Raw genomic sequence first — 25,259 nt, forward strand, 5'->3', positions numbered from 1 at the left:
TCGATTTCGGCATATTCCCGGTCACGATCCGGCTCGCTCAGGGAATTCTTCTCAAACGAAGAAGAATCCCAAAAGTTCTGCCGGGAATCGTGAAGAAGACCGCTTGTTATTGCAGCAGTCTTCAAGTAGCAGCCGATAACGGGCCGCCGGAAGCCGTCCAACGCTCTGCACAATTCAACGTCGAAGGAATGCACATGACCATCTATCAAGACGACACCCAGGCTGTCGAAGCTCTCAAGAACGCGGCCGGAAGCAGCTGGGACGCGATCAACCCTGAGTCGGTCGCCCGCATGCGTGCACAGAACCGCTTCAAGACCGGCCTCGAAATCGCCCAGTACACCGCCGACATCATGCGCAAGGACATGGCGGAGTACGACGCGGACTCCTCCGTCTACACACAGTCCCTCGGAGTCTGGCACGGCTTCATCGGCCAGCAGAAGATGATCTCGATCAAGAAGCACCTGAAGACCACGAACAAGCGCTACCTGTACCTGTCCGGCTGGATGGTCGCTGCTCTGCGAAGCGACTTCGGCCCGCTGCCCGACCAGTCCATGCACGAGAAGACGGCCGTTCCCGCGCTGGTCGAGGAGCTCTACACCTTCCTCCGCCAGGCCGACGCCCGCGAGCTGGACCTGCTATTCACCGCCCTGGACGGGGCCCGTACCGCCGGCAACGACGCCAAGGCCGCGGACATCCAGGAACAGATCGACAACTACGAGACCCACGTCGTGCCGATCATCGCGGACATCGACGCCGGTTTCGGTAACCCCGAGGCGACGTACCTTCTGGCCAAGAAGATGATCGAGGCAGGCGCCTGCGCCATCCAGATCGAGAATCAGGTCTCGGACGAGAAGCAGTGCGGCCACCAGGACGGCAAGGTCACCGTTCCCCACGAGGACTTCATCGCGAAGATCAACGCCGTGCGGTACGCGTTCCTCGAGCTCGGCATCGACAACGGCATCATCGTCTCGCGCACCGACTCGCTCGGTGCCGGCCTGACGCAGAAGCTCGCCGTGACCTACCAGCCCGGGGACCTGGGCGACCAGTACAACTCCTTCCTCGACGTCGACGAGATCACCGAGGCCGAGTTGGGTAACGGGGATGTTGTCATCAAGCGCGACGGCAAGCTGCTGCGCCCCAAGCGCCTGGCAAGCAACCTGTTCCAGTTCCGTCAGGGAACCGGTGAGGCCCGTTGCGTGCTCGACAGCATCACCTCGCTGCAGAACGGCGCGGACCTGCTCTGGATTGAGACGGAGAAGCCGCACGTCGCCCAGATCGCCGGAATGATGAACGAGGTGCGCAAGGTCATCCCGAACGCCAAGTTGGTCTACAACAACAGCCCGTCGTTCAACTGGACGCTCAACTTCCGTCAGCAGGCGTACGACAACCTGCTCGCCGAGGGCAAGGACGTGTCGGCCTACGACCGCGCGAAGCTGATGAGCGTCGCCTACGACGAGACCGAGCTCGCTCAGATCGCCGACGAGAGCATCCGTACCTTCCAGCGCGACGGCTCGGCCGAGGCCGGCATCTTCCACCACCTCATCACTTTGCCGACCTACCACACGGCCGCGCTGTCCACCGATGACCTGGCCAAGGGCTACTTCGCCGACCAGGGCATGCTCGCCTACGTCAAGGGTGTGCAGCGTCGAGAGATCCGTGAGGGGATCGCCACGGTCAAGCACCAGAACATGTCCGGCTCCGACATCGGTGACAACCACAAGGAGTACTTCGCCGGCGAGGCCGCCCTGAAGGCCGGCGGCACCAACAACACGATGAACCAGTTCGAGGAACCGGCACTGAGCCACTAGCCCGAGTTCTGCAGAGGTCGCAATGAAGAAGCCCCAGTCGCAGAACTGGGGTTTCCTCGTTGGCCCTCCACCTTGGCCGGCAGGCTGAGGTTGTGCCTATCCTTGCCCGCAAAGGCTTCCACCTGCTCGTCGCCCGCTCGGGGCTGGCCAGACGCCTGCCGATGCCGATGCCGATGCCGATCGAGCGTCGGTCACCGAGGCCCCGTTCTTCGCCTCGAGCAACCACCTCACGACGCACGAGCCAAACCCGCGGCAAGCGGGGTCGGCGGCTTGCCGGTGAGGCACGCGAGGTCACCGGTGGTCTCACCGAGCAGGCCGTCACGGATGTCGGTGTCGAGCCCCACAACAAAGCCCACCAGGCCCGCGTCGAGTCCGAATCCCGTCAGCATGTCCGCGTGCGCGGCCGGGGTGAGGTTGCGGAAGGTGACGTCACTCCCGATGAGGGTGCCGATGGTCGCCGCCAGCTCGTCGAAGTCCCAGGCGTGGTCGCCCGGGAGCCCGAGGTCTGACCGGCCAGTACGTCGTCCAGCAGGGCCACCGCCTCGGCATCCGCATAATCGGGGCGGCTGGCCGTGTGCTCGGGAGCCAGCAACAGGGCGGAGGTCGTGGCCTTGGGGCACTCGTGTCGACACGGAGTCGGGCCACGCGCTCGCCATGCGACTCCTGCCGTTCTGGACTGGATCGCCGGCAACACCGTGTAACACGTGCACGCGAAATCGCGGATCCCGAGTCAGAACGGCGCAGGCTCGTCGCGGTCCGCCTGCCGTACGGTCTTCTCCGGGGAGGGCAACTTCTCCGCGCGACGCATGCCCGAGAACGCGACCGCCCAACGATGCTGGCGCGGCGTGGTTGCTGATGCAGGGTCATACGCAGCTCGCCCGACTATGCTGACCGCGGCGGCAGCGAGTTGCCAATGCGGAAATGGCGGTGGCGGTGAAGCCTTCGGGGTTCGACCTGGATGCCCGGTTGCGGCGCTACCCGTGGGTGTCGCGGGCCATGAACGCGGAGGCCGTCTACGGCACTGTGCTGACCGCGGGTCTCATTTCCGCGTTCTCCCTGTACAACCCCGGCCTGCCGGCCCTCATCGCCCGTACCGTGGGAACCGTCCTGGTGTTTTGGGGCGCGCATGTGTACGCCGAGATCGTCGGCAATCGGGACCTGAGCTGGCGGGAGGCGGTCCGTGAGGCGCTGCAACGCTCAGCCGGGCTGTTATGGGCGCTCATCGTGCCGGTAGCCTGCCTGATCCTCGCCGCATTCCTCGGGTGGTCGATAGATGCGGCCGTAGACCTTTCACTGTGGGCTGCTGTGGTCACCCTCGCGCTTCTGGGTTGGTGGGCTGCCCGGCAACGGCAGGCCGGTTCACGCGCGAAGCTCGCCACCGCGGCGGGAACGGCGGGCATGGGCTTGGCACTGATCGCACTCAAGGCGCTGGTGCACTGAGCGAGGCGCGACCGCCGGCGACGGCGGTCCGGTCAGGCGCTGTCGTCTTCAGCGAGAAGCCTGTCGATCTGCCCCATGGCCTGGCGCATACCCTCCTCCATACCCAGCTCGCAAATCTGTTGCATTTGCTCGAGGCTCGCAAACGTCGACACCGTGGTCATGCGGGTACGACCGTCGGCCTCCTCCAGAGTCACCACGGCCCGCACCGAGCCCATCTCGAGAACCGGGTCACCGTTCTCGTCGGCGAAGCCGTCCTCGAATTCCAACCGGCGCGGCGGCTGGATCAGCGTGGTCACCCACCAGCCGGGCCCCTTCTCGCCGTCCAGGCCGGTCATGTAGTAGTTCGACCGGCCGCCGGGCACGAAGTCGTGCCGCTCGAAGGTGGCCGGCCAGGTCGGCGGGCCCCACCAGCGCTCGAGCTGACGCGGGTCCTCCCAGAGCTGCCACACCCGCTCCGGGCTCGCGTCGAAATCGGCCACGAAGGTGAGGGTCAGCGCCTCGGTGTCGGTGTTCGAACTGATGACGGTCATGATTTCTCCTTCGGGGTTTTAGCTTTCTGGTCTCAGAACAGGATGTCGCTTATTTCTTCCGTGGTGAATACCCCGTGGGTATGAAAACAGGGACAGATCGACGGCACGGAGGGCACCTGGCCGTTCGAGAAGTGCACCGGCATGCCGTCGGGTGCGATGGGCAAGGTCGTGGCGACGACCGGTCCGGCTCGAGCACCGGGCCTAGAAGCCGACCACGCGCGAGCGCTGCGCGACCGCCGCCTCACCGTAGGGATAGTCGGAAACAACCGGTGAACTGAGTGCGCCTAAGAGTTCCAGGTGCTCTGGGCTCAGTTGCACGTCGGCCGCGGACAGGTTTTCCGCGAGCTGCTTCACACTCCGCGCCCCGAGGATGACCGACGTCACCGCCGGTTGCACCTCAAGCCAGGCGAGGGACACCTGCGCGCTCGTGGCACCGATCTCGGCTGCAACCTCAGCGACGGCGTCGATGATGCGCCAGGTGCGTTCCTGCTTGTTGCGCGGACCCCAGGCTTCCATCCCGCGCGCGGGATCCTCGCCGAGGCGCGTGGCTCCGGTGGGGTCCGTGTCGCGCCGGTACTTACCCGACAACCAGCCTCCGCCGAGGGGCGACCAAGGGAGAAGCCCCAGGCCCGCGTCGAGTGCGGCCGGCACGATCTCCGATTCGATTTCGCGCACGAGGAGGCTGTACTGCGGTTGCAGGGTGACCGGCGGCGTGAAACCGAGCGCCCGCGCCACGTACACGGCCTTCGTCAGCTGCCAACCCAGAAAGTTGGAGAAGCCGTAGTAGCCGATTTTCCCGCTCCGGATGGCGTCGTCGAGAAAGCGCAGGGTCTCCTCCAGCGGCGTCAACGCGTCCCAGGCGTGCAGTTGATATAGGTCGACGTGATCCGTGCCCAGCCGGCGCAGCGAATCGTCAAGTGCCCGGTTCAGATGCCGGCGGCTGGTTCCCCGATCGTTGGGGCCGGTGCCCATCGGAAACCTGCCCTTGGTCGCGAGAACGATCTGCTCACGCTCGGTCGGGTGCGAAGCCAGCCAGGACCCGATCATTTCCTCCGAGACCCCGGAGCTGTAGACATCCGCGGTGTCGACGAAGTTGCCGCCTGCCTCTACATATGTGTCCAGGAGTGTGTGCGCCATCTCCTGATCGGCCTCCGCGCCGAAAGTCATGGTGCCGAGGGCGTAGGTCGAAACGACCGCGCCGCTGTTGCCGAGTGTGCGATATTCCATGTGCGATTCCTGTTCTTTTTCGAGGCGGGGTGCCCGAGACCCTGCCATCAGTCTCACACGCTCGACTACGTCGATACCGCCCGTCCGTTGACCTTGAGGGCCACCCCGGGCAACCCTGTTCGACACCCATCGATTCCATGCCTTCTTCACCACCAGCACCGTCGACACCGTCGCCGCCGACACAACCCACCGCACTCACGCCACGATAGCGCTCGTGAATGCCGACCTTAGAGCAGTTCCTTGGCGCACCTGCCCGAGCACTGGCCCTGGGAGAAACCCAGGACGGCCCTGTTCGACCAGAACTTTCGACCGCGACAACCCGACCCCACCTGACCAAGCAGCCGACACCGGCATCAACAGGAACACCAGCGGAACACCCCGGGCCGCGAGACCCGGACCGCATCCGCGCCTGAAACTCCCAAAGCCCCCCAACCGATATCAGAATTCCCTCACAAGCCAGCCGGTGGACTCAGGCTAAGCAGCCAAGCTCGCCGGCCGTGTGACGCGAGTCCTCACGGTCGAGCCAGTCTCCCAAAAGCTGTCTCTCGGTCGCGGTGAGCACGGTTGTGTCGGCTAGAGACGCTCGAAGCTGCACAGCAGCAGTGACCGCAGCGGACCCGAATGTCGGTCCGGCGTCGTTCAAAACAGATGCGAGAACCGCTTCACGAGTGGATGGGATACCTGGAAGCTCGGAAACGTCGAGCATCCCGGCTTTGGCTGCGCGGTGGAGAGGACCGGCGAGAATGGTTGCTGCCGCCACAGAAGCGGGAGTGGTTTGACCTGGCCGCGATCCTCTATACGGCGGGTGGCTGCACACCGGCCGCGCGGCTGACGGCACGCGTGGACATTCCATCACGCCCGACGTCGACAAGGAGGGTCGTCGCGGCAGCGATGAGCCGAGCGCGGGTCTTGCGCCCGGTGTGAGTCAATTCCTTTTGCACATTCCGACCGTGACAGACGGCAGTTGGCGGCAGCCAAGGTCGTGATAATGTGCCAGTGGCATCAGTGTACGTAATTACTGAAATCTGAATCTCCCAGACCCAGCTGAAGGATCCCGGCATGGATTTTAGCAGACGTCATTTCTTGATCGGCTCCGGAGCGGTGTCATTACCCCTGCTCCTGTCAGGATGCGGTTTCGCGCCGCAGCAGTCAACCTCTACGGCCACGGGGTCAAAAACGTTGACATTCACTACGTGGGGCACAGACGCGGAGCTCGCAAGTTTCGCTCGCGCCATCGCGTCGTTCGAGGAGGCTAACGCGGGAACGAAGATCGAGCTGAATTCAGTTCCCTACGGACAGATGTTCACCAACATTGATGCCCAGCTGCAGGCGGGGAATCCGCCGGACATCTTCCGCGTGCCGTATTACACGTTTGGCAGTTACGCCGGTCGGGACCAGCTTTTGGACTTGAGCCCGTACCTGGAGTCCGGATTTTCCGATCGCTTCACCGACGCGGCCTGGGCGGCCGTGCAGGGTAACGATAAGCCGTTCGGGGTGCCTCACCACACCGATACCTCCGTGATCCTGTACAACAAAGCCACCCTGGAACTGGCCGGGATCACGTCGGTTCCCACCTCTCTCGACAGCGCCTGGACGTGGGACGAGCTGTCCGAGGTCGCCGCGACCCTGCGTGCCGCCCAACCCGCAGAGGCCTACCCCATGGCCTACAACTGGCAGGGTAATGGCGTCACCCGCTGGCTTAGCCTGCTCTTCCAGGCTGACGGCCGGTTCCTGGACACGAACCTCACCGACCCTGCGATCGACTCGGACGCAGGGTTGGCTGCCCTGGAATTCTCGTCAAGCTTTTTCACGAAGAACTTCGTCCCGCCGAACAACACCATCAAGTCGGCCACGTTCGCGAGCGACACATGGTACTCGCAGACCTCGGCGATGGTTTGGTCCGGTGCGTTCGCTATCCCGGATGCCACAAACACACTCGACTTCGAGTGGGGCGCGACCTTCGCGCCACGTGGTAAGCGCGGTGGGGGCGACTTCGGGGGGAATGCGCTCGTCGCCACCGCGGGCACCGCCAACCCGGAGCTCGCCGCAGCCTTCCTTGACTTCGTCACGGGCGGCACGCAAATGCGCGACTTCTGCGAGACCGCCTCACTCCTGCCGACCCGTAAGGATCTCAGCGAATCGGGCATCGCTTTCGATGTACGTCCCGAGCTCGCCCCCATCTTCCTCAGCCAGGCTTCAACGGTGCGCGCCAAGGACTCAAGCCAGGTGGCGTCCCCCGACATGTCGAGAATCATCACCGTACTCCAGGACAACCTGGAATCGGCCTTCGCCGGTTCGACAAGTACCGCAGACACTCTGAAATCAATCGCAGAAGGGATCGCCCAAACCACGGGCAATTCGTGACAAAAGTCGCCGTCGTGCAGGACCGCGTCGCGGGCACCGTCGCGCCGTCGCTTACGCTTCCAAGGCGCCCGGGGCGTCGTAATAGTAAAACCGTGCGCGAGGCACTCGCGGGGTGGCTGTTTCTGACCCCGAACATGCTGCTGCTTTGCCTATTCGTGCTCGTCCCGCTCGTGTGGACCGTGGTGATCAGCTTTCAGGAGACCAACGGGTTCGGGGTCGGTGAATACGTAGGTGTCGCCAATTATGAGCGCCTTCTTAGCGATCCGCTCTTTTGGAGATCCACGGCGAACACCCTGCTGTTCACAATCATCGTGACGCCTCTATCGATGGTCCTTGGCCTCGGCGCAGCCGTGCTATTCAACTCGATCCTTCCCGCCCGAGGCGTGTTCCGTTCCATTCTCATCATCCCGATGGCTATCTCGGGCGTCGCCACCGCACTGATTGGTGTACTTGTTTTCAACGAGAACAACGGCATCCTCGACAATTTGATCCGATTTATCGGACTTCCGAGCGTTAACTGGCAGTCCGGTGGATTCGCCGCGTTCGTGTCTGTTGTTCTCGTGACGTTGTGGTGGAGGGTCGGATTCAACATGCTCATCTACCTGGCGGGCCTTCAGAGCATCGGCCCCGAACTCTATGAAGCGGCCGAACTGGATGGGGCGGGTTTCTGGGTCCGATTCCGGAATGTGACAGTGCCCCTGCTTGGCCCGTCGTCATTCTTTCTGCTCATTCTCAACGTCATCTATTCCTTCCAAGTCTTCGACATCGTGTTCGTGATGACCGGCGGCGGCCCACAGAATGCCACATCCGTGCTTGTCACATACGCCTATGACACGGGTTTCGTGACTCGCGACCAGGGTTACGCCGCCGCTATCGGTGTCGTGCTTCTTCTCGTAACCTTTATCTTCACTGCGGTACGGTGGCGAACCAGCCGCAGCCGGGACCTGGTCGAATAAGGACACAATCGTGACAACATCCATCCTCTCGCCAGCGCCGGCGACCCGCAGGCAGAAGACAACAAGATTAGGGGCGCCGCGCTCGCGCAGAGGCTCGCGACGGGGGCTCGTAGCCCGCATCGTTGCGGCGATCCTCATCAGCATCGTTGTGCTGTTCCCGCTGTACTGGATGCTTGTAGTCGCGTTCTCATCGCGGTCCGAGCTGCTGGGTGGCACACTGCGTCTCTGGCCGCGTACCCTGACAGTCGGAAACTTTGAGCGCGTCCTCGCAGGGTTCCCGATTGCCACATGGTTTAGCAATTCCATGGCGATCTCGATCACGGTGGCAGTTCTCACGGTGCTCGTCAACCTGTTAGGCGGGTATGCCCTGTCGCAGCTCAAGTTCCGCGGTTCGAACGTCGTTTTTCTCATCGCTCTGACAACGTTGATGATCCCCGTGCAGGTGATTATGGTGCCGCTGTTTCGGCTCGTAACGAACCTCGGGCTTTACGGCAGCTACTGGGCGGTCATCCTGCCCACGGCCGCGAGTGCTTTCGGGTTGTTCCTCGCACGCCAATTCATTCTCTCCATCCCGCGCGACCTGATCGAGGCGGCGCGCATCGACGGGGCTAGCCACTTTAGAGTGTTCACGAGTATAGTTTTGCCGCTCTCAAAGCCGCTGATCGCTGTGCTGTTCTTCATGACGCTGCTGCAGTCCTGGAATGATTTCGCCTGGCCACTTATCGCCCTCAAGCAGAACGAACTCTTCACCCTGCCGATCGGCCTGCTCTACTTGCAGGGCCAATTCGGGTCGGATTTCGGTGCAACGATGGCGTTCGCCCTTATCAACGTGGTGCCCATGGTGGTGCTGTTTCTGGTGTTCCAGCGCTTCTTCGTGCAGGGATTCGCGCGCAGCGGCATCAAATAGGTGTGGCTTGTGAATTCGTCGAGTATCCGACCCGATGTGGCCGGGCTGGGACCGGGTCGAGGCGGCGATCCGCCCGACGTTGCGCGCATCGATGAATGCTGTTCGTGGCCGACCACGATGACGTCAGCGCTTCGGGTCCGGCTGCGGCATCCGCACGTGTCGAGCCGGCCATTGTTTTTGAGTCGAGCACGCTGGGTAAGCAAGCGTGGCCGCGGCATCCGCGGGCCAGCACCAACCTGGCTGATCACCGTTCCGCGCTCGAGCTGGTGGGCGCTGGTCTGCTCAACCCGGAGAACCGGTGGCAACCTGTGAAGATCCACAACAAGGCGACGGAGGTGGACGCATGATCGTGCTGCTCTCGCTGTTCGTCAGCGATGGTCAAGCGAAAGTCGAACTCGCGGTTGCCCACGGAAAACGCGGGTTCGACGGTCGCTAGGCGCTGCGTGAACGCCAGGACGACCACGAGGCGGCACGAGCAGTTTTCGCGTGCCGCAGACTCGGCGACTGAACGGCGTTCGCCGGGGTCTGCGATGGGTCTAGCCGATACGGATGAGTTTCTTGTTCACGAATTCGCTGGCACCGTAGCGTCCGAGTTCGCGCCCGAAGCCGCTTCTTTTCACTCCGCCGAACGGTAGCTCCGCGCTACCGGCGTCGACGAGGTTGACGTAGACCATGCCGGCCTCGATGCGGTCGGCAACCCGCAGTGCCTGCTCGGGATCGGTCGTGAACAGGTAGGAGCCGAGCCCGAACGGAGTGTCGTTCGCGAGGGCGATGGCTTCATCTTCTGAGCCTGCCCGGTAGACGAACGCTACGGGGCCGAAGAACTCCTCGTGGTATGTGTCGTTGTCTCGCGTGACATCGGTGAGCACGCCAGACGGGTAGAAGTTACCAGACCGTTTGCCAGTGCTCGCCAAGGTCGCTCCCTGTGCGACTGCGCGCTCGACCTGCTCCGCGAGATGTTCGGCCGCGTCGAGGGACGAGAGGGGTCCGTAGTCTGCCTCGGGGACGGTCGGGTCGCTGGGAGAGCAAGCCAGGATGGCGGCGGTGAACTTCTCCGTGAACTCATCGTAAAGTTCATCGATCACGATAAATCGCTTGGCGGCGTCGCAGGCCTGCCCGCCATTGCGGAGGCGACCGGCGACGGCGGCAGCCACTGTGGCGGCCATGTCGTCGGTACTCAGCAGGATAAACGGGTCTGACCCGCCCAGTTCCAGCACGACCTTCTTGAGGTGGTGACCGGCCACCTCGGCAACGGCCGCGCCGGCGCCCTCCGAACCGGTGAGGGAAACACCCTGTACCCGCGGGTCGGCGATGACCGCGGCGACCTGCTCGCTGTCCGCATACACATTAATGTAGGCGCCAGCCGGGAAGCCTGCATCGTGGAAGATTTGCTCTATCGCCGCGGCCGACTCCGGGCACTGCGACGCATGCTTGAGGATGATGGTGTTGCCGGTCATGAGGTTCGGTGCGGCGAAGCGCGAAACCTGGTAGTACGGAAAATTCCACGGCATGATCCCAATCAGCACACCAAGCGATTTGGAGCGCATGAAGGCGGAACCCTCGCCGCTGAGAAGGGTGATGGGTTCGTCCTTCAGAAATTCCTTCGCGTTGTCGGCGTAGTACCGGTAGATGTCGGCGGCGTAGTCGACCTCGCCGAGGGCTTCGTCGACGGGTTTTCCCATCTCGCGCACGATGATGGCCGCCAGATTGTCGCGGAGCTCCGCATGCAAATCACCGACCCTGCGCAGGAGCGCGGCCCGCTCGTCGATTGACGAGTTCCGTGACCAGCCGACGTGGGCCTCGTCCGCCGATGCGATGACCTGCTCGAGTTCATCATCCGAAATCTGGGGATAAGTCTTGATGGTCTCGCCTGTGGCGGGGTTGACAACGGCATGGTGGCTCACGAGCCACCTCCTTTCACGGTCGGACTACTGTTCCGGAAATTGGCACTGAGACGAGCCAACCATGTTCGCGGGATTTGTCAAGGCGAATGAGGCCAGCGGAAGTTGCGGTGGCTCGTTTCGTCTCGGTGTGGTCTTCTTAGCCTGAATCCACGGGTCGACGTGAGATTTTGACGGCGCGATATACCAAGAATACCCAGCTGATCTGGTAGATAGAACTTGTCTAGAGTTTAAATTTACCAAACAGATGAGCATCTTGTAGATGCAAGCTACCCACACCAACCGCACCGTTTCTGCATCATTCACCGACCCGAATCTTTTGTCGTGCGCTGAGTTGGTCCCGATCATGAAATTGGCCGCCCGAGCGGGGCTGGCGACCCTGGCCGATCAGTGGCTGACCGTCCCCGCCGACAAGGGTGCCAACGCCGGCTTGAAAGTCACCTCACTGGTCGGAGGGATGGTCGCCGGCGCAGACTCGATCGACGACCTCGCGATTCTTCGTCACGGCGGCATGCGGAAGGTCTTCACCAACTGATACGCGCCGTCGACGTCGGGGTCGTTCCTGCGCGACTTCACGTTCGGTCACGTCCGGCAGCTCGACGCCGTCGCCTCACGCTTCGTGCGGGGCCTCGCGCCCGAAACCCCACTCCGGCGTGCGCGGCCTCAACGTGTTGCTCGCAACGCTGAAAACTGACGTGTCAGCGCCGATCATCATCAGCGCCGATCATCATCGGTCAACGGCTCCGCCGCGGTGCGTGCGGGTCACCGCGCGGCGCCGCCCGTTTGATCCGTGATGCCCTCGCCACCACCAAACGGCTCCACGGAGCCGAAAAAACGCGCCTGCTCCTCCGCGCCGACTCTGCCTGCTACGGTCACGCCTCAATCAGTGCGGCCCTCACAGCCGGTGCCGACGTCTCCGTCACCGCCCGCATGGAACCCGCCATCAAACGAGCGATCGGAACGATCCCCGACAACGCCTGGACAGCGATTGAATACACCAACGCGATCAATGACAACAGCACGAAAACGTGGATCACGTAGCACCGAAGTCGCCGAGGTCCCGTTCACCGCGTTCACGTCCTGCAAGAAGGCCGAGAACATCACCAGGTGCCTGGCTGCCTCGTGTCCGCGGGGCGTGACACGGCCGGCAAGGGCGGCACCATCAAACGCACCACCGCGCAGGTGAGCCCCCGGGTCTTCCGAGTCGCGGCACTACCGTTCCCACTGAACGCGAGAAGTCCCAGCTGTACATCCAGCGTTACCTGGAGCATTTCCCCGCAGCCGGCGAGGTGGTCCTCTTCGACCACAGCTGGAACAACCATGCGGGCGTGGAGCGGGTGATGGGTTTCTGCACTCCGGATCAGACCGAGCACTTCCTGCGGATGACGCCGCTGGGCGCTTTGGTATGTCGCGCATACCGACGACAAGAAGAGGGTCCGCCTCGACATCATCAGCCACCTCCTCAGCCAGGTGCCGTACGTGCCGTTCCCCGGGCTCGACGTCAGGCTCCCCCAGCGCCAGAAGCGCGGTGACGACCGGGGGCCGAAGCTGACGGTTCGACAGATTCCGACCCCGTTCATAGTCACGTCGCGATGCCCGTCGCGATGGGGAGCCGGTGATGCAAGCCACAACCGCAGCATCCACTGCCCCGGCGCCGGCCGCCGCCTGAACCAGCATTCCTGAACTAGCCTTGACCTGCACGGTCCAACAGCGGGTGGGGGTAGATGTGACATTGCTTGAAGGTGCGATCATCCTGATCGCCGGGCTGGCCGCGGGAGTCATCAACGTGGTCGCCGGCGCCGGAACACTCATCACCTTCCCCGTTCTTCTGGCGTTGGGCGTGCCGCCGATCACGGCGAACGTGTCAAATACCGTGGGTCTGATCCCTGCGTCCATTGCCGGCGCCCACGGCTACCGACGCGAGTTGCGGTCCCAGTGGCGCCCCGTAGCTGTGATGGCGATCTTCTCCGCCGTGGGCGGCATCGTCGGCGGTCTGCTCCTGCTCGCCCTGCCCGCACAGGCGTTCGCCGGCGTCGTGCCCTTCCTGCTGCTGCTGGCCGCGGTGCTCTCGGCGATCCAGCCTCGGGTGGCCGGCTTCGTGCGACGTAAGGCGCCGGCGGCACCCGCCGGCACACTGCTGACCAAAACGGATACGCGTCCCCTCACCCTCGGGCTCATCCTCGGGGTGCTCGCGACGGGCGTGTACGGCGGGTATTTCGGTGCCGCCCAGGGGGTCGTGCTGCTCGCGCTGCTGGGCATACTCTGGTCCACCGACATACACCGGGCAAACGGCACCAAGAACGTGCTCGCCGGAGTCGCGAACATCGTTTCGGCGATCATCTTCATCTCCAGCGGGACCGTGGACTGGAGAATCGCTCTCCTCATCGGCATCGGCTCCGCGGCGGGCGGCTGGCTGGGTGCCCGTATCGGCCGCACGCTCTCCGCGCCGGTACTGCGCTCCATCCTGGTCGTGGTCGCGGTGACCGCCGCAGTGGTGCTCTTCCTGAGCTAGGGGGCGGAGCCGCCCGGGCCCGGCGCCGAACCAATTCGACGGAGATTTTGAGGCAGCGCGCAATTTTGGGCAGGTTTGGAGCCGTTTCGGCCCAAATCTCCGTCGAATTCGTCAGGGAGACCGGATGCCGCAGTCTGGCGCGGGCGGGTGGCGCGCCACCGTCTGAGACGGGCGGCGCGCCACCCGCGTGTCACCTGAGGATGCGAATGAGCTTCTTGTTGGCAAACTCCGCGATGCCGAAGCGTCCCAGTTCACGGCCGAAGCCAGACCTCTTCACTCCACCGAAGGGCAGCTCTGCTCCGTCGAGGAGCGAGCCGTTGATGAAGACCATCCCGGCGTCGATCTGGTCCGCCACGCGCAGGGCCTGTTCCGGGTCGGTGGTGAAGAGATACGAACCCAGGCCGTACGGGACGTCGTTGGCCACCTGCACGGCCTCGGCCTCGTTCGCCACGCGATAGACGGCGGCGACCGGGCCGAAGAACTCTTCCCGGTAAGCGTCACTCTGAGGGGACACGTCGGTCAGGACCGTCGGCGAGAAGAAGGCGCCCATGCGGTTTCCCCGCGCGGTGACGGTTGCGCCCTGGGCTTCGGCGCGCTGGAGCTGTTCCTCGAGGCCCTCGGCGGCACCGAAGGAGGACAGCGGGCCGAGCGTGGTGTCCGGCGACGTGGGGTCTCCGGGAACGTTGCCGGTGATCTTCGCCGTGAAGCTCGCCAGGAAGGCGTCGTACAGGCCGTCGATCACGATGAAGCGCTTGGCCGCGTTGCAGGATTGACCGGAGTTGTCGAGGCGGGCGTCAACGGCGGCGTCGACCGCTTCGTCCATATTGTCCGTGCTGAGCAGGATGAACGGGTCGGATCCGCCCAGTTCGAGCACGACCTTCTTGAGGTTGCGGCCGGCGACCTCCGCGACCGCCGCACCCGCGCCTTCAGAACCGGTCAGCGACACACCGCAGACACGGGGGTCCGGAATGATGATGTCGGAGATCTGAGCACTGGAGGCGTAGACGTTGCGGTATGCGCCGTCGGGGAAACCGGCATCCGTGAAGATCGCCTCGATCGCGGCAGCGGACTCGGGGCACTGCGAGGCGTGCTTGAGCAGGATTGTGTTGCCGAGAACCAGGTTCGGACCGGCGAAGCGGGCGACCTGGTAGTAGGGGAAGTTCCACGGCATGATCCCGACGAGCACTCCGAGGGAGGCGCTCCGAATGAACGCCGAGCCTTCACCACCGAGCAGCTCGATCGGTTCGTCGGCGAGGAAGGCCTCGCCGTGGGTCGCGTAGTACGAGTAGATGTCGGCCGCGAAGTCGACCTCGCCGAGGGCCTGCGCGACGGGCTTGCCCATCTCGCGCACGATGAGCTCGGCCAGATGCTCACGCCGCTCGGTGTGCAGGTCCGCGACACGCTGCATCAGGGCCGCGCGCTCGGCGACCGACGTGCAGCGAGAGAACTCACTGTGGGCACGGTCTGCGGCTCCGATGGCCTCGGTCACCTCAGCATCGGTTGCCAGAGTAAAACTCGGTCCGCTGTCCCCGGTGGCGGGGTTCGTGACTGTGTACTTGTTCATATTTTCTCCCCAAGCTTGCTTCGTTGACGCCGATCGAGACGGGACCGCTGCTGCCGGAGCCGGTCGCGCCCGTGTCGTTACAGTCTGCCGCTGTCAGGGGTTTTGGGCAGCCATTTTGGTGAACTTTTTCGGCCTTCCGGGTCTGTCACCGGATTCCGTTCAACTGTCAGGCTGCACAACCCGTCGGCGTTCCAGTCGAGGCCGTGAGCGCAGAGCGCCGCGAGCTCGGCGCGGGGGTGCTCGGCGCGGGGGTGATCAAGCACGTCGTGCACGCTACCAGCCGCTCTGCAGCACCTCGTCGAGCCGGTCGACGAAGAAGTCCGCGCTCTCCCGACTCAAGCACAGGGGCGGCTTGATCTTCAGCACGTTCTGCCTCTCCGAGGTGGGCTGCACGATCACGCCGAGCTCCAGCATCCGTTCGCAGATGGCGGCGGTCTCGCTGACCGCCGGCTCCAGGGTGTCCCGGTCGCGCACGAGTTCCACCCCCAGGTACAGGCCCAGGCCGTGCACCATCCCGATCAACGGATGCCGTTCCGCGAGCTCTGCAAGCCGGCCTGCCAGGTGCCGGCCGACGGCATCCGCATTCTGCTGGAGGGATTCGTCCCGGATGACGTCGAGCACGGCCAGCCCCGCGACGCAGCTGACCGGGCTGCCGCCGGCCGAGGAGAAGAAGTTGCCCTCCCTGGCCAGGGATTCGGCGATGTCCCGGCGGGTGAGCACCGCGCCGAGCGGGTATCCGTTGCCCATCGCCTTGGCCACCGTGAGGATGTCGGGCACGACGCCCTGCTGCTGCACGCCCCAGAAGTGGCTGCCCAGCCGGCCGTAGCCGACCTGCACCTCGTCGGCGATGCACAGCCCGCCGCGTGCACGGACCTGCTCGTAGACACGGGCGAGGTATCCCGCCGGGGGCACGACGCCGCCGGCATTGCCCAGCACAGGCTCGCAGATGAACGCGGCCAGGTCAGCCCCCGGGCCCTCCGGATCGGCCAGCAGCCGGGCAAGGTCAGCCGCGTACTCCCCTGCCGCCCCGGCACCGCGATGCGTCCCGCGATAGGAGTTCGGAACATCCGCGATGTGCACCCAGTCGGGCCGGGAGGCCAAGGAGAAAGGGTTGTCGAAGGCCGAGGTCGACACCGCGTCGGAGGCCGACGTCCAGCCGTGGTAGCCCTCTTGTAAGGCGACGACGTTGCTGCGGCCGGTGTGGATCCGGGCCAGGCGCAGGGCCAGGTCCACGGCCTCGCTGCCGCTGTTGACCAGAAGCACGGTGTCGAGGATGGGATCCGGTGATGTCGCCACGATGTGTTCGCAGAGGTCGGCCAACGCCGAGTAGAGGAACCGGGAGTTCGTGTTGAGCAACGCCAGCTGATCGCTCACGGCACGGGTGAACCGGGGGTGGCTGTGCCCGATCACGGCGACGTTGTTGACCATGTCGACGTAGGAGCGCCCGTGGGTGTCGATCAGCAGTTCCTGCCAGCCGCGTTCGATCTGCGGCGGCCGTTCGTAGTACTTCTCCTGCGCCGCGGCCATCATGGCACCGCGCCGGGCCAGTTCGATCGCCGGGTCGACGACGGATGCCTGCGGCGCCAGCCCAAGCAGCCGCCCTGGGTCCGGTGCGAGGGTTGCCCACGCGGCGGCCCGGGAGGGCTGGGTGAAGTGCGGGACCGGCAGACCCGGGCGAGCGAGCTTCTGCACGGTCACCCGAGCAACCGGGCTCGCAACGCCCACGGGCTCCCCCGCGGCGATCGCGGCCCCCGGCACGAGGTTCGACACGATGCCGCCGATGCGCAGCCCGAAACCGGCCAGCGTCAGAACCAGAGTGTCGCCTCCGATCTCGGTGACCGAGGCAGCCGCCGGCGCGACGATCACCGAACCGGCAGGCAGGAAGACCTCGGTGAACAGCGCGAACGTGTCGGGTTCCCGGCGCGAGTGCGGCGGGGTTCGGGTGAGCCGGAACTGGCCGTAGGGGGCGACGGCGGCGCTGCGTCGGGCGAGGGCGGCCTGCGCGAGCCGCCACTCGGCATCCGTTGTCTGCCAAAGGCCGTCGGCCAGGGCCGGGCTGGTCACGGCGAAGTCGAGCATTTCGTAGTCGCCGTCGGCGAGCGCGGGGATCATCGGCACGGTCGTGTGTTCGGGCACGGTCGTGTGTTCGGCACCAGTGTGCGGCCGCCGACCGAGCGCCTGCCGGATGGCCGCGTCCGCTTCCTCCCAGCCGATCGCGCTGGCTGCGGCGAAGACCTGCCACTCGGCGTCCATCCGGTGCCTCGCGTAGTCGTTGTTCGCATCGATCTGCACCTGCTGCTCGCCGCTGGCCACCAGCACCGCCCCGCGGAGCACGATCAGCGGCCAGAGCGCGGTGATCTCGGCCTCGGTCAGGGGAACGACCTCGTCGAAGGCGACGATCGCCTCGAGGGCCGCCAGCGGATTGTCCGGCATGTGGTGCAGAACGGATGCCGCCGTGACCGCCAGCTCCGCGACCAGCCACCCGGTGGCCAGATCGCCGAAGTCGATGACCCCCTCGGGCACGTGGTGGCCGTTCGGCAGCACCCGGCAGATCACGTTGTCATCGGTGATGTCCCCGTGGATGGTCTGCAGCCGCAGCGCGGACGCCACAGCCGCCAGACGTGCGGCGGCGCTGTCGGCGATGGCACGGAGCTGATCCCTGGTCTCTTCCGCCGGCACCCAGCGCATCAGCAGGTCGATCACGGCCTTCGCGTTGCGCAGGTCCCACTGCAGCGTGCGGTCGAGGCCGTCCGCCGCGAAGTCACGCAGGTGCAGCGACGTGGTGCCCGAGAGCCGGCCGAGCGCCCGGACCACCGGCGGGGCCAGATAGCCCCGCGCCTCGAGCGACGGGCCCTCGAGGAAGGTGAGCAGCCGCACCGGGAGGAGGGCGGCATCGGCTGCGTGCCAGTGCTGGCGGCTGAGGCCGTTCAGCCCCCGCACGGGCTGCGGCACGCGCATGCCGCGCTCGGTTAGGAACACCATCACCGCGTCCTGCGCGGCCAGCTCGGCGGCTGAGAAGGCCGGGTTGTCGACCTTGAGCACGTAGCGCTGCGTCGCTCCACCCGCGGAGTCACCGGCGGAGTCACCCGCGGAGTCACCGGTAGGGGCAGCAGTGGCGGCATTGGTGGAGTCACCGGTGGCGGCGCTGGTGGCGGCACTGGTGGCGGCACTGGTGGCGGTGATCAAAAAGTTGCGGTCCTGCTGGCTGCCGAGCTCGCGGGCCGTGCCGGTGATCCCGAAGAGCGAGGACGCCATCGATTCGGCGTCGGCCGCGGTGATATCCGGGCGCACGAGCCCCTGGCCGCTGAAGAAATCAAAACCAGGCACGTCGACGCTCCTCGCAGATAGTGCAATGAATCCTGCCAGTTTGGCACCAGGGCCGCTCGTTCTGTGCGCCCAACGCTCAGTTCGCGCGCAACTCGGAGCCCGGCGGGCAGGGATGACATCATCGAGAGAGACAGCGTCGTCGTCACAGACCAAGGGACGCGAGCGAACACTCGTGGATTCCGGGAACGAACAACGACCGAAAGCCGCCGCAGTGAACCACATAGCAGAGCCCTCCGACATCCGTCTCATCGTTTCAGACATGGATGGCACTCTTCTCGACGACGACGGCAACGTGCCCGACGCGTTCTGGCCGCTCCTCGACGACCTCCATCGGGCCGGGATCCTGTTCGTGCCGGCCAGCGGACGCCAGTATCAGACACTGCACGGCATCTTCGGCGAGCACGACGGACTCATCTACATCGCGGAAAACGGAACCAACGTGGTTCAGGACGGCATCAGCATCGACGTCGAACCCGTCGTGTCCGAGATCATCGCCCCCATCGTGGACTGGGTGCGCGGCACCGCCGCCACGGGCGCCGACTTGGGGCTCGTCGTCTGCGGCGCCCGGAGCGCCTACATCGAGCGCAGCGACGAGCGTTTCGTCAACCAGGTTCGCCGGTACTACGCAGCGGTCGAAGTCGTAGCGGATGTGCATGCGGCCGCCCTCGACGATGTCATCTTGAAACTGGCGATCTACGACCCTGCCCGCGCCGAACAGCGAAGCGGACCGGCCTTGCGCGGCCTTGGGCTGCCCGCGGAGGTCGTGGTCTCGGGCGAGAACTGGGTCGATGTGATGCGCCAGGGAGCGAACAAGGGTCGAGCGTTGGAACGGCTCCAGCAGCAGCTCGGAATCAGCCGGGCCCAGACGATGGCGTTCGGCGACTACCTCAACGACGCCGAGATGCTCGATGCCGCCGGGCACTCCTACGCCATGGCCAACGGCCACCCGAGCATCCTGGCGCGCGCCGCGAACATCGCGCCGTCGAGCTCGGAGGCCGGCGTGGTCAGCAGCATCCTCGCCGCCCTACCGCACCTGCAAAGTGCGCACGTGACCGCCTGATCGCCCGGTAGCTCCCTGCCGCGCCTCCGTCCCGAACGAATTCGACGGAGATTTTGCCCATATCGGGCCCGAACACGACGGAATGGTTGTTTTCGACGAGAATCTCCGTCGAATTGGTTCGCCGCCTCTCATCTAGTCCTGGCCGGCCGGATGATATATGATCCGAGAAGCCATAATAGAACTTTGTGTTCGATTATCGAACACGTTAGGACATGCACGCTACGACAGTGACGTCCGATTCACCCACGCAGAGCCCACAAAGAAGTGAGGAAGCCGTGCAGTTTCACCACCACGGATACGTGTCCACCGATCCCCGCATCCAGGATGCCGCCGGGGTCGGCCTCAATCGCCCGGGCGAGCTCCCCGAGAACGTCGACGTTCTCATCGTCGGAACGGGCCCAGCCGGCATGATCACCGCCGCGCAGCTCTCCCAGTTCCCCGGCATCACGACCCGCATCGTCGAGCGCCGCGGTGAGCGCCTCGCAATCGGGCAAGCCGACGGCATCCAGGCCCGCAGCGTCGAGACCTTCCACGCGTTCGGTTTCGCGGAACGCATCATCGCCGAGGCCTACCGCATCACCGAAATGGCCTTCTGGACACCGGACCCCGCCGACGTGACCCGCATCATCCGTTCGGCCCGTGCCGTGGACGACCCCACCGGCATCAGCGAATTCCCGCACCTGATCGTCAACCAGGCGCGTGTTCTCGATTACTTCGCCGAGGTGATGGCGCACTCCCCCACGCGAATGGAGCCGGATTTCGGCTTCGATTTCCGCAGCCTGGAGAACACCGACGAGGGCGAGTATCCCGTCACGGTGACGCTCGTGCACACCACCGGGGAGAAGCAGGGCCAGGAACGCGTCGTGCACGCCAAGTACGTGGTGGGCGCCGACGGTGCCCGCAGCGCTGTGCGCGACTCGATCGGCTGTACGCTCGCCGGCGACCAGGCATTCCACGCCTGGGGCGTGATGGACGTGCTCGCGGTCACCGACTTCCCGGACATCCGCATGAAGTGCGCGATCCAGTCCGAATCCGGCGGCAACATCCTGCTCATCCCGCGCGAGGGCGGATACCTGTTCCGCATGTATGTGGATCTCGGCGAGGTGGCCGCTGACGACAACGGGGCAGTGCGCACGACGACGATCGAGGAGATCATCGCGAAGGCCAACGGCATCCTCCACCCGTATACCCTCGACGTGAAGAATGTCTCCTGGCACAGCGTGTACGAGGTCGCCCATCGTCTCACCGATCGGTTCGACGACCTTCTCCCCCACGAGATCGGCACACGCACCCCGCGGGTGTTCATCACCGGGGACGCCTGCCACACGCACAGCGCCAAGGCCGGCCAGGGCATGAACGTGTCGATGCAGGACGGCTTCAACCTGGCCTGGAAACTCGGCTACGTGATCGAAGGCCGCAGCCCCGAATCCCTGCTCGGTACCTACTCTGCCGAGCGCCAGGTCATCGCGAAGAACCTGATCGATTTCGACAAGACCTGGTCGACCCTGATGGCGACGAAGTCGGAGGACCTGGAAGTTCCACTGGAGGAGTTCTATACGAAGACGGCCGAGTTCCCGTCGGGTTTCATGACGGAATACCCGCCGTCGATGCTGACCGGCGAGGCAACACACCAGCACCTCGCCACGGGATTCCCGCTCGGCAAGCGCTTTAAGTCCGCCCCGGTGGTGCGCGTCGGCGACGCCAACCCCGTGCAGCTCGGACACCACCACCGCGCCGACGGCCGGTGGCGCCTGTACGCGTTCGCGGATGCCGCTGTGTCCGGCGATGCCTCGGCGCTGACCGAGTGGGCCGAGTGGATCCGCACCTCACTCGAGTCGCCGCTGCTCGCGTACACCCCCACCGGGAGCGACATCGACAGTGTCTTCGACGTCAAGGTGGTCTACCAGCAAGAGCACACCGGGGTGGACATCGGCCGGGTTCCGGGCGTTTTCCTGCCGATAAGAGGACCCTTTGAGCTGATCGACTACGAAAAGCTCTATGCAACCGACCCGGCGCACGACATCTTCGAGCTGCGCGGGATCGACCGCGGCGGTGCCGTCGTGGTGGTGCGCCCGGACATGTATGTGGCGAACGTGCTGCCGCTGACCGCGACCGCTGAGCTCGCGGCGTTCTTCCGACAGATGTTGCTGGTGCGGTAGCCGCTCCTGCGGTAGCCGCTCCTGCGGACACCTCAGGCCGCGAGAGCGGGTGACTCGTCGCTTTGAGCAGCGCTGTTCGACGATTCACCCGCTCTCGCAGCTAGTCGGCGGATGGCCTCTGCCGCTGCTTCTTGGTGGCCGACCGCTGTTGCTTCGCGGCGAGGTGCCTTCGGCCCGAACCACGAGTGGGTTTGGTCGGCCGGCGGATGGGCGCATCGGGAGCCAGGCCCGCGGCCACGATGTCGGCGAGCTTCGCCAGAGCGAGCTCGCGGTTGCGCAGCTGGGAGCGCCGCTCGGACGCGGTCACGGTGATCGCTCCGTCGACGAGGCGTTTGGCGAGGCGGGTGAGCAGGCGCATCCGCTGGTCGTCGGAAAGCGTCTCCGATTCGGCAACGCTCCAGATGAGCTCGACGCGGCTGTCGGAGGTGTTCACGTGCTGGCCGCCCGGCCCTGACGACCGCGAGAACCGCCAGCCGAGTTCGCGCTCGGGAATGGTCAGCGCGGGCGACACCTCCAGATCCATGTGACCAGCGTGACACGATCTTGGGGTTGGTGTCGGCTGGAGTGCTCCGGTGGCCAAGCAACACCGTGATCGCGCCTGTCGAACTGTGGGGGCACTGTGCGCCCGGGTGGTGGCGGACAAAGCCACGTTTCTAGGAGGCGGTGGTGACTTGATTTCGGGAACACACGTTGACGCTGGTCGAGCCCGCCGAGACCGGTGAGCGGCTGGCCGGGTTCCCTCCCCCAGGCCGCCAGGTGCGGGTGGGGTCGTAGCAGTAGGGTGCCCGGACTTGGGGTGTGCCCCGGATCATGCGGATGTCCCAGCCGGAGGTGTCGATGCTGTGGTGGTGGTACCAGCAGAGCAGTACCCCGTTGGTGATCTCGGTCTTGCCGCCGCGGTACCAGGGGGTGACGTGGTGTACTTCGCACCAGGCGGCGGGCACGGTGCACCCCGGAATGATGCAGCCGCCGTCGCGGGCGGCGATGGCGCGGCGCTGGGCCCGGTTGAAGAAACGATTCTCGGTGCTGAGGCTGAGGACCTCGTTCCTCAGGCCGAACACGATCTCCTGAAATCCGCCGGCGCAGAGCGCCTGCTTCACACTTGTCAGCGAGATCGGCGCTTCGACGCCGTCGATCCAGCCCACCCCGCGGTCGGCGGCCAGNCCCCGCGTCACGGGTGGCGGCTTCGAACACCCCGCGGAGGATGTCGGCGCGCTTCTGACCGCCGTTACGGTCGTCACTGAGGGCCGCGGCTTCCGCGCCCGGGATCAGCTGCCCGGCCGCCATGCGCGCCTGTTCCTTGGCCGTGGGGAATGCGGGCGCCGCGTGAGCGGAGAGATACGTGTCGAAGATGGCGTTCATGATGCCGCGGAGCTCCGACGTGACGCCGCCGCGAAGCGGGTAGAGGCCGTCGCGGAAGAGCCCGAACCCCACAGTGCTGCGGGCCTCGGCGACGGGCTCGTTCGGGGCGGTGCCGTCGGGATCGAGGCGAGCCTGCCACTGCCCCGCCATACCCCGCACCAGGTCAGCAGGAAACGCGAACCCCTCACCCGGCAGGCCCTGGGTTTCGTCGGTGACGGCGCCGGTCGCGCTGGCCACCAGGGCGCGCTCGGCGGTGCCGAGGTCGTCGGGCGCGACCCGGGCCGCGACCTGGTCGAGGGCGGTGACGATGTTCTCGGCCGCATCCACGCCGAGGTCCCCGGCGGTGAGGGCATCGGCCACGGCCGGGTAGTAGGGCGGCAGCATGCTGGTGCCCGCCCGGCGCGGGGTCACGTTCTCGCCCAGGCGCACCCGCCGGTTCGCCTCACGAGAAGAGACGCGGGTCAGACGAGTGATCAGGTCGATGCCGCTGCTGGCCCCGTTCTTATCCGCCAGGGACTCATGGCCCAGGATGCGCCGGGACCGCACCGCAATATCGGCGGCGGAGGCGACCCTGGCCGCATCGACCCGGCGGCCGAGGTCTTCGACCGTGCCGAGCACCATCATCGCGTCCGCCTCGCCCAGGAGGGAAAAGGACACCGAATCCAGCACGGCCGCGGCCAGATCACGCGCCTGCTGCAGCTGCTGCACAAGGGGTGACTGTGTACGGGGTGCCTGCGCGAGGGGTGCCTGCACGAGGGAAGGCACCGCCTGCGGTGAGGCGGTGGGGTGGTGCGGAGTGGGGGCTCCAGCCATACCTCAATAGTAGACTTATACGAATGTACAGTCAAGAGGTTCTGCACGGATATCGAAAGTAATTCGGTCGGCGCGGTGCCGTGGTGTTGGCTACGCACCGGCATCCGTTGCTGTGATCTCAGGCACCCGGGCTCCCTAACGAATTCGACGGAGATTTTACCGATTTCGAGCCCAAACGGATGCTGTGGGCCGGTTCTGAGCAAAATCTCCGTCGAATTCGTTCGGCCGATGGCCACCGGTTGGAAGCTTCGCGATGGGTTGGGAGGTTGGGCCGCCTTCAGGCTGAGCCAGCAGCAGCAGCAGCAGCAACAGCAACGGCAACCTCAGCCTGCAGCGGAAGCGCCCGGACGCTCTCGAAGCGGCGCAACTCCCCGTCGATCGGATCGGTGAAGGTCACCTCGCTCGCCAGGAGCTGCAGCGGGCGGGTGAAATCGTCGAGCGCGACATCCTGAACGACCGGGTACACCGGGTCATCGATGATGGGGATCCCTAGGCCCAGCATGTGCATCCGCAGCTGATGGGTCTTTCCGGTGCGCGGCGTCAGCCGATAGACGCCCGTGTGCTCCAGAACGGTCTCCAGCTCGATCAGCGACTCGGCATTGGCCGGGTCGTCGGTCACCTCGGCCTGCCAGTGGCCGCGCCTGCTCGTGAGGTGGTTGCGCACGGTGACGGGCAAATCCAGATCCGGCCGCAGCGGGGCCAGCGCCCGGTAGGTCTTTTCGACCTCGCCGCGTTGGAACATCGATTGATACTCCCCACGCCAGCGCCGCTCCGTCGCCAGAACCACGAGGCCCGATGTCACCCGATCCAGGCGATGCAACGGCGAGAGCTCGGGAAGTCCCAACTCGGCGCGCAAGCGCACCACCACACTCTGTACAACGTGTCGGCCGCGCGGAATGGTCGAGAGAAAGGCCGGCTTGTCGATCACGACGAGTCGGGCATCCCGATGCACCACGTGGATGGTCCCGGGCACGACTGTCTCATCGGCGAGATCGCGATGAAACCAGACAAAGGTACGCGGGCCATAGGGGTCGCTGCCCACGACCAGCGCGCCCGACTGATAGGCGAAGCGTTCCCCGGCCAGAAACCCGGCGACATCGACGAACTCGGCGAGTCGCTCGAGCAACCACGCACCCATGGTCGGCCACGGATGCGGCCCGGCCCGGCCCCCATCCGGCGTGCATACCCAGGCAGCGTCAAGCCCGTGGCGCTGTGGCAACGGGGAGGGCGGTGGCATTCACCGATCGTACGCCGCCCGGCAACCGCTCCACCAACTCGGAGACACCGGCGGCGAGCCGAAGCACATGACTGCGAAACCCTACAGGTAGT

19 protein-coding genes and 4 pseudogenes are annotated in these 25,259 nt (G+C 65.3%); 13 read left to right on the forward strand and 10 right to left on the reverse strand.

The window, feature by feature from the left end; genetic code table 11:
* The first annotated feature begins 194 nt into the window (after window positions 1-194).
* On the forward strand, window positions 195-1,808 hold the full coding sequence (locus CXY82_RS12250) for an isocitrate lyase (protein WP_104171165.1): 1,614 nt from the start codon (window positions 195-197) through the stop codon (window positions 1,806-1,808).
* Between the two features lie 227 nt (window positions 1,809-2,035).
* Here CXY82_RS12250 and CXY82_RS17095 read toward each other — a convergent pair whose 3' ends face one another.
* Entirely contained in the window at window positions 2,036-2,464 is a 429-nt protein-coding gene (locus tag CXY82_RS17095) for a hypothetical protein (protein WP_134542554.1), read from the reverse strand.
* Window positions 2,465-2,741: 277 nt separating this feature from the next.
* Between CXY82_RS17095 and CXY82_RS12255 the strand changes: the two genes are divergently transcribed.
* Window positions 2,742-3,248: a hypothetical protein gene (locus tag CXY82_RS12255; protein ID WP_134542555.1), complete on the forward strand. Its 507-nt coding sequence runs from the start codon at window positions 2,742-2,744 to the stop codon at window positions 3,246-3,248.
* A gap of 32 nt (window positions 3,249-3,280) precedes the next feature.
* On the opposite strand, the gene CXY82_RS12260 is transcribed toward CXY82_RS12255, so the two are convergent.
* Window positions 3,281-3,778, reverse strand: coding sequence for an SRPBCC domain-containing protein (locus CXY82_RS12260; protein WP_104171167.1), 498 nt, complete (start codon window positions 3,776-3,778; stop codon window positions 3,281-3,283).
* Between the two features lie 201 nt (window positions 3,779-3,979).
* A complete protein-coding gene (locus CXY82_RS12265; RefSeq protein WP_104171168.1) occupies window positions 3,980-5,005 on the reverse strand; it encodes an aldo/keto reductase in 1,026 nt (341 codons plus the stop codon).
* A gap of 106 nt (window positions 5,006-5,111) precedes the next feature.
* Between CXY82_RS12265 and CXY82_RS18640 the strand changes: the two are divergent.
* The 6 genes and pseudogenes from CXY82_RS18640 to CXY82_RS18045 form a co-directional block, all read left to right on the forward strand.
* A pseudogene (locus CXY82_RS18640) lies at window positions 5,112-5,260 on the forward strand (IS1380 family transposase); the annotation flags it as partial.
* Between the two features lie 804 nt (window positions 5,261-6,064).
* Window positions 6,065-7,369, forward strand: coding sequence for a sugar ABC transporter substrate-binding protein (locus tag CXY82_RS12275; protein WP_104171170.1), 1,305 nt, complete (start codon window positions 6,065-6,067; stop codon window positions 7,367-7,369).
* Window positions 7,366-8,325 carry a carbohydrate ABC transporter permease gene (locus CXY82_RS12280; protein ID WP_233199325.1) on the forward strand — a complete coding sequence of 320 codons (960 nt, stop codon included), beginning with the start codon at window positions 7,366-7,368 and terminating at the stop codon, window positions 8,323-8,325. Before CXY82_RS12275 ends, CXY82_RS12280 begins: the two co-directional genes overlap by 4 nt.
* Before the next feature lie 10 nt (window positions 8,326-8,335).
* Entirely contained in the window at window positions 8,336-9,232 is an 897-nt protein-coding gene (locus tag CXY82_RS12285; protein ID WP_233194100.1) for a carbohydrate ABC transporter permease, read from the forward strand.
* Window positions 9,233-9,327: 95 nt separating this feature from the next.
* Window positions 9,328-9,579 carry a hypothetical protein gene (locus CXY82_RS12290; protein WP_104171171.1) on the forward strand — a complete coding sequence of 84 codons (252 nt, stop codon included), beginning with the start codon at window positions 9,328-9,330 and terminating at the stop codon, window positions 9,577-9,579.
* Window positions 9,576-9,668: an SsrA-binding protein gene (locus CXY82_RS18045; protein WP_146067666.1), complete on the forward strand. Its 93-nt coding sequence runs from the start codon at window positions 9,576-9,578 to the stop codon at window positions 9,666-9,668. The genes CXY82_RS12290 and CXY82_RS18045 overlap by 4 nt, the downstream gene beginning before the upstream one ends.
* A gap of 100 nt (window positions 9,669-9,768) precedes the next feature.
* Here CXY82_RS18045 and CXY82_RS12295 read toward each other — a convergent pair whose 3' ends face one another.
* Complete coding sequence (locus tag CXY82_RS12295; protein WP_104171172.1) at window positions 9,769-11,136, reverse strand: NAD-dependent succinate-semialdehyde dehydrogenase; 1,368 nt, start codon at window positions 11,134-11,136, stop codon at window positions 9,769-9,771.
* Window positions 11,137-11,395: 259 nt separating this feature from the next.
* Between CXY82_RS12295 and CXY82_RS18050 the strand changes: the two are divergent.
* The 3 genes and pseudogenes from CXY82_RS18050 to CXY82_RS12310 all read left to right on the forward strand — a co-directional run.
* Window positions 11,396-12,235: pseudogene (locus tag CXY82_RS18050) on the forward strand (IS1380 family transposase); the annotation flags it as partial.
* Window positions 12,236-12,255: 20 nt separating this feature from the next.
* Window positions 12,256-12,665 (forward strand): annotated as a pseudogene (locus CXY82_RS18645) (hypothetical protein).
* Window positions 12,666-12,859: 194 nt separating this feature from the next.
* Window positions 12,860-13,645, forward strand: coding sequence for a sulfite exporter TauE/SafE family protein (locus CXY82_RS12310; RefSeq protein ID WP_104171242.1), 786 nt, complete (start codon window positions 12,860-12,862; stop codon window positions 13,643-13,645).
* Window positions 13,646-13,835: 190 nt separating this feature from the next.
* On the opposite strand, the gene CXY82_RS12315 is transcribed toward CXY82_RS12310, so the two are convergent.
* Together CXY82_RS12315 and CXY82_RS12320 are read right to left on the reverse strand one after the other, a co-directional pair.
* Entirely contained in the window at window positions 13,836-15,209 is a 1,374-nt protein-coding gene (locus tag CXY82_RS12315) for an NAD-dependent succinate-semialdehyde dehydrogenase (protein ID WP_104171173.1), read from the reverse strand.
* Between the two features lie 273 nt (window positions 15,210-15,482).
* Window positions 15,483-18,536 (reverse strand): aminotransferase, encoded by a 3,054-nt coding sequence (locus tag CXY82_RS12320; RefSeq protein WP_104171174.1) that lies wholly within the window; start codon window positions 18,534-18,536, stop codon window positions 15,483-15,485.
* Between the two features lie 211 nt (window positions 18,537-18,747).
* Here CXY82_RS12320 and CXY82_RS12325 point away from each other — a divergent pair, with 211 nt between their 5' ends.
* A complete protein-coding gene (locus CXY82_RS12325; RefSeq protein WP_370287849.1) occupies window positions 18,748-19,596 on the forward strand; it encodes a Cof-type HAD-IIB family hydrolase in 849 nt (282 codons plus the stop codon).
* A gap of 275 nt (window positions 19,597-19,871) precedes the next feature.
* Window positions 19,872-21,755 (forward strand): FAD-binding monooxygenase, encoded by a 1,884-nt coding sequence (locus CXY82_RS12330; protein ID WP_104171176.1) that lies wholly within the window; start codon window positions 19,872-19,874, stop codon window positions 21,753-21,755.
* A 100-nt stretch (window positions 21,756-21,855) separates the two neighbouring features.
* Here the strand turns inward: CXY82_RS12330 and arfB are convergent, their stop codons facing one another.
* From arfB to CXY82_RS12350, 4 genes and pseudogenes are all read right to left on the reverse strand, one after another.
* Entirely contained in the window at window positions 21,856-22,278 is a 423-nt protein-coding gene (gene arfB / locus CXY82_RS12335; protein WP_104171177.1) for an alternative ribosome rescue aminoacyl-tRNA hydrolase ArfB, read from the reverse strand.
* Between the two features lie 130 nt (window positions 22,279-22,408).
* On the reverse strand, window positions 22,409-22,930 hold the full coding sequence (locus tag CXY82_RS12340) for an HNH endonuclease signature motif containing protein (protein ID WP_233199327.1): 522 nt from the start codon (window positions 22,928-22,930) through the stop codon (window positions 22,409-22,411).
* 28 nt (window positions 22,931-22,958) lie between these two features.
* A pseudogene (locus tag CXY82_RS18650) lies at window positions 22,959-23,930 on the reverse strand (DUF222 domain-containing protein); the annotation flags it as partial.
* Between the two features lie 277 nt (window positions 23,931-24,207).
* Entirely contained in the window at window positions 24,208-25,056 is an 849-nt protein-coding gene (locus tag CXY82_RS12350) for a pseudouridine synthase (RefSeq protein ID WP_233199329.1), read from the reverse strand.
* Between the last annotated feature and the right edge of the window lie 203 nt (window positions 25,057-25,259).

Origin of the sequence: Cryobacterium sp. M23 (genome assembly GCF_002929655.1) — a bacterium.
Taxonomy (GTDB): Bacteria; Actinomycetota; Actinomycetes; order Actinomycetales; family Microbacteriaceae; genus Cryobacterium; species Cryobacterium sandaracinum.

Excerpts from the sequence above, each read along its gene's own strand:
- CXY82_RS17095 (WP_134542554.1), bottom strand. The coding sequence starts at position 2,464 with ATGGCGAGCGCGTGGCCCGACTCCGTGTCGACACGAGTGCCCCAAGGC.
- CXY82_RS12250 (WP_104171165.1), top strand. The coding sequence starts at position 195 with ATGACCATCTATCAAGACGACACCCAGGCTGTCGAAGCTCTCAAGAAC.
- CXY82_RS12260 (WP_104171167.1), bottom strand. The coding sequence starts at position 3,778 with ATGACCGTCATCAGTTCGAACACCGACACCGAGGCGCTGACCCTCACC.
- CXY82_RS12265 (WP_104171168.1), bottom strand. The coding sequence starts at position 5,005 with ATGGAATATCGCACACTCGGCAACAGCGGCGCGGTCGTTTCGACCTAC.
- CXY82_RS12290 (WP_104171171.1), top strand. The coding sequence starts at position 9,328 with ATGCTGTTCGTGGCCGACCACGATGACGTCAGCGCTTCGGGTCCGGCT.
- CXY82_RS12275 (WP_104171170.1), top strand. The coding sequence starts at position 6,065 with ATGGATTTTAGCAGACGTCATTTCTTGATCGGCTCCGGAGCGGTGTCA.
- CXY82_RS12315 (WP_104171173.1), bottom strand. The coding sequence starts at position 15,209 with ATGAACAAGTACACAGTCACGAACCCCGCCACCGGGGACAGCGGACCG.
- CXY82_RS18045 (WP_146067666.1), top strand. The coding sequence starts at position 9,576 with ATGATCGTGCTGCTCTCGCTGTTCGTCAGCGATGGTCAAGCGAAAGTC.
- arfB (WP_104171177.1), bottom strand. The coding sequence starts at position 22,278 with ATGGATCTGGAGGTGTCGCCCGCGCTGACCATTCCCGAGCGCGAACTC.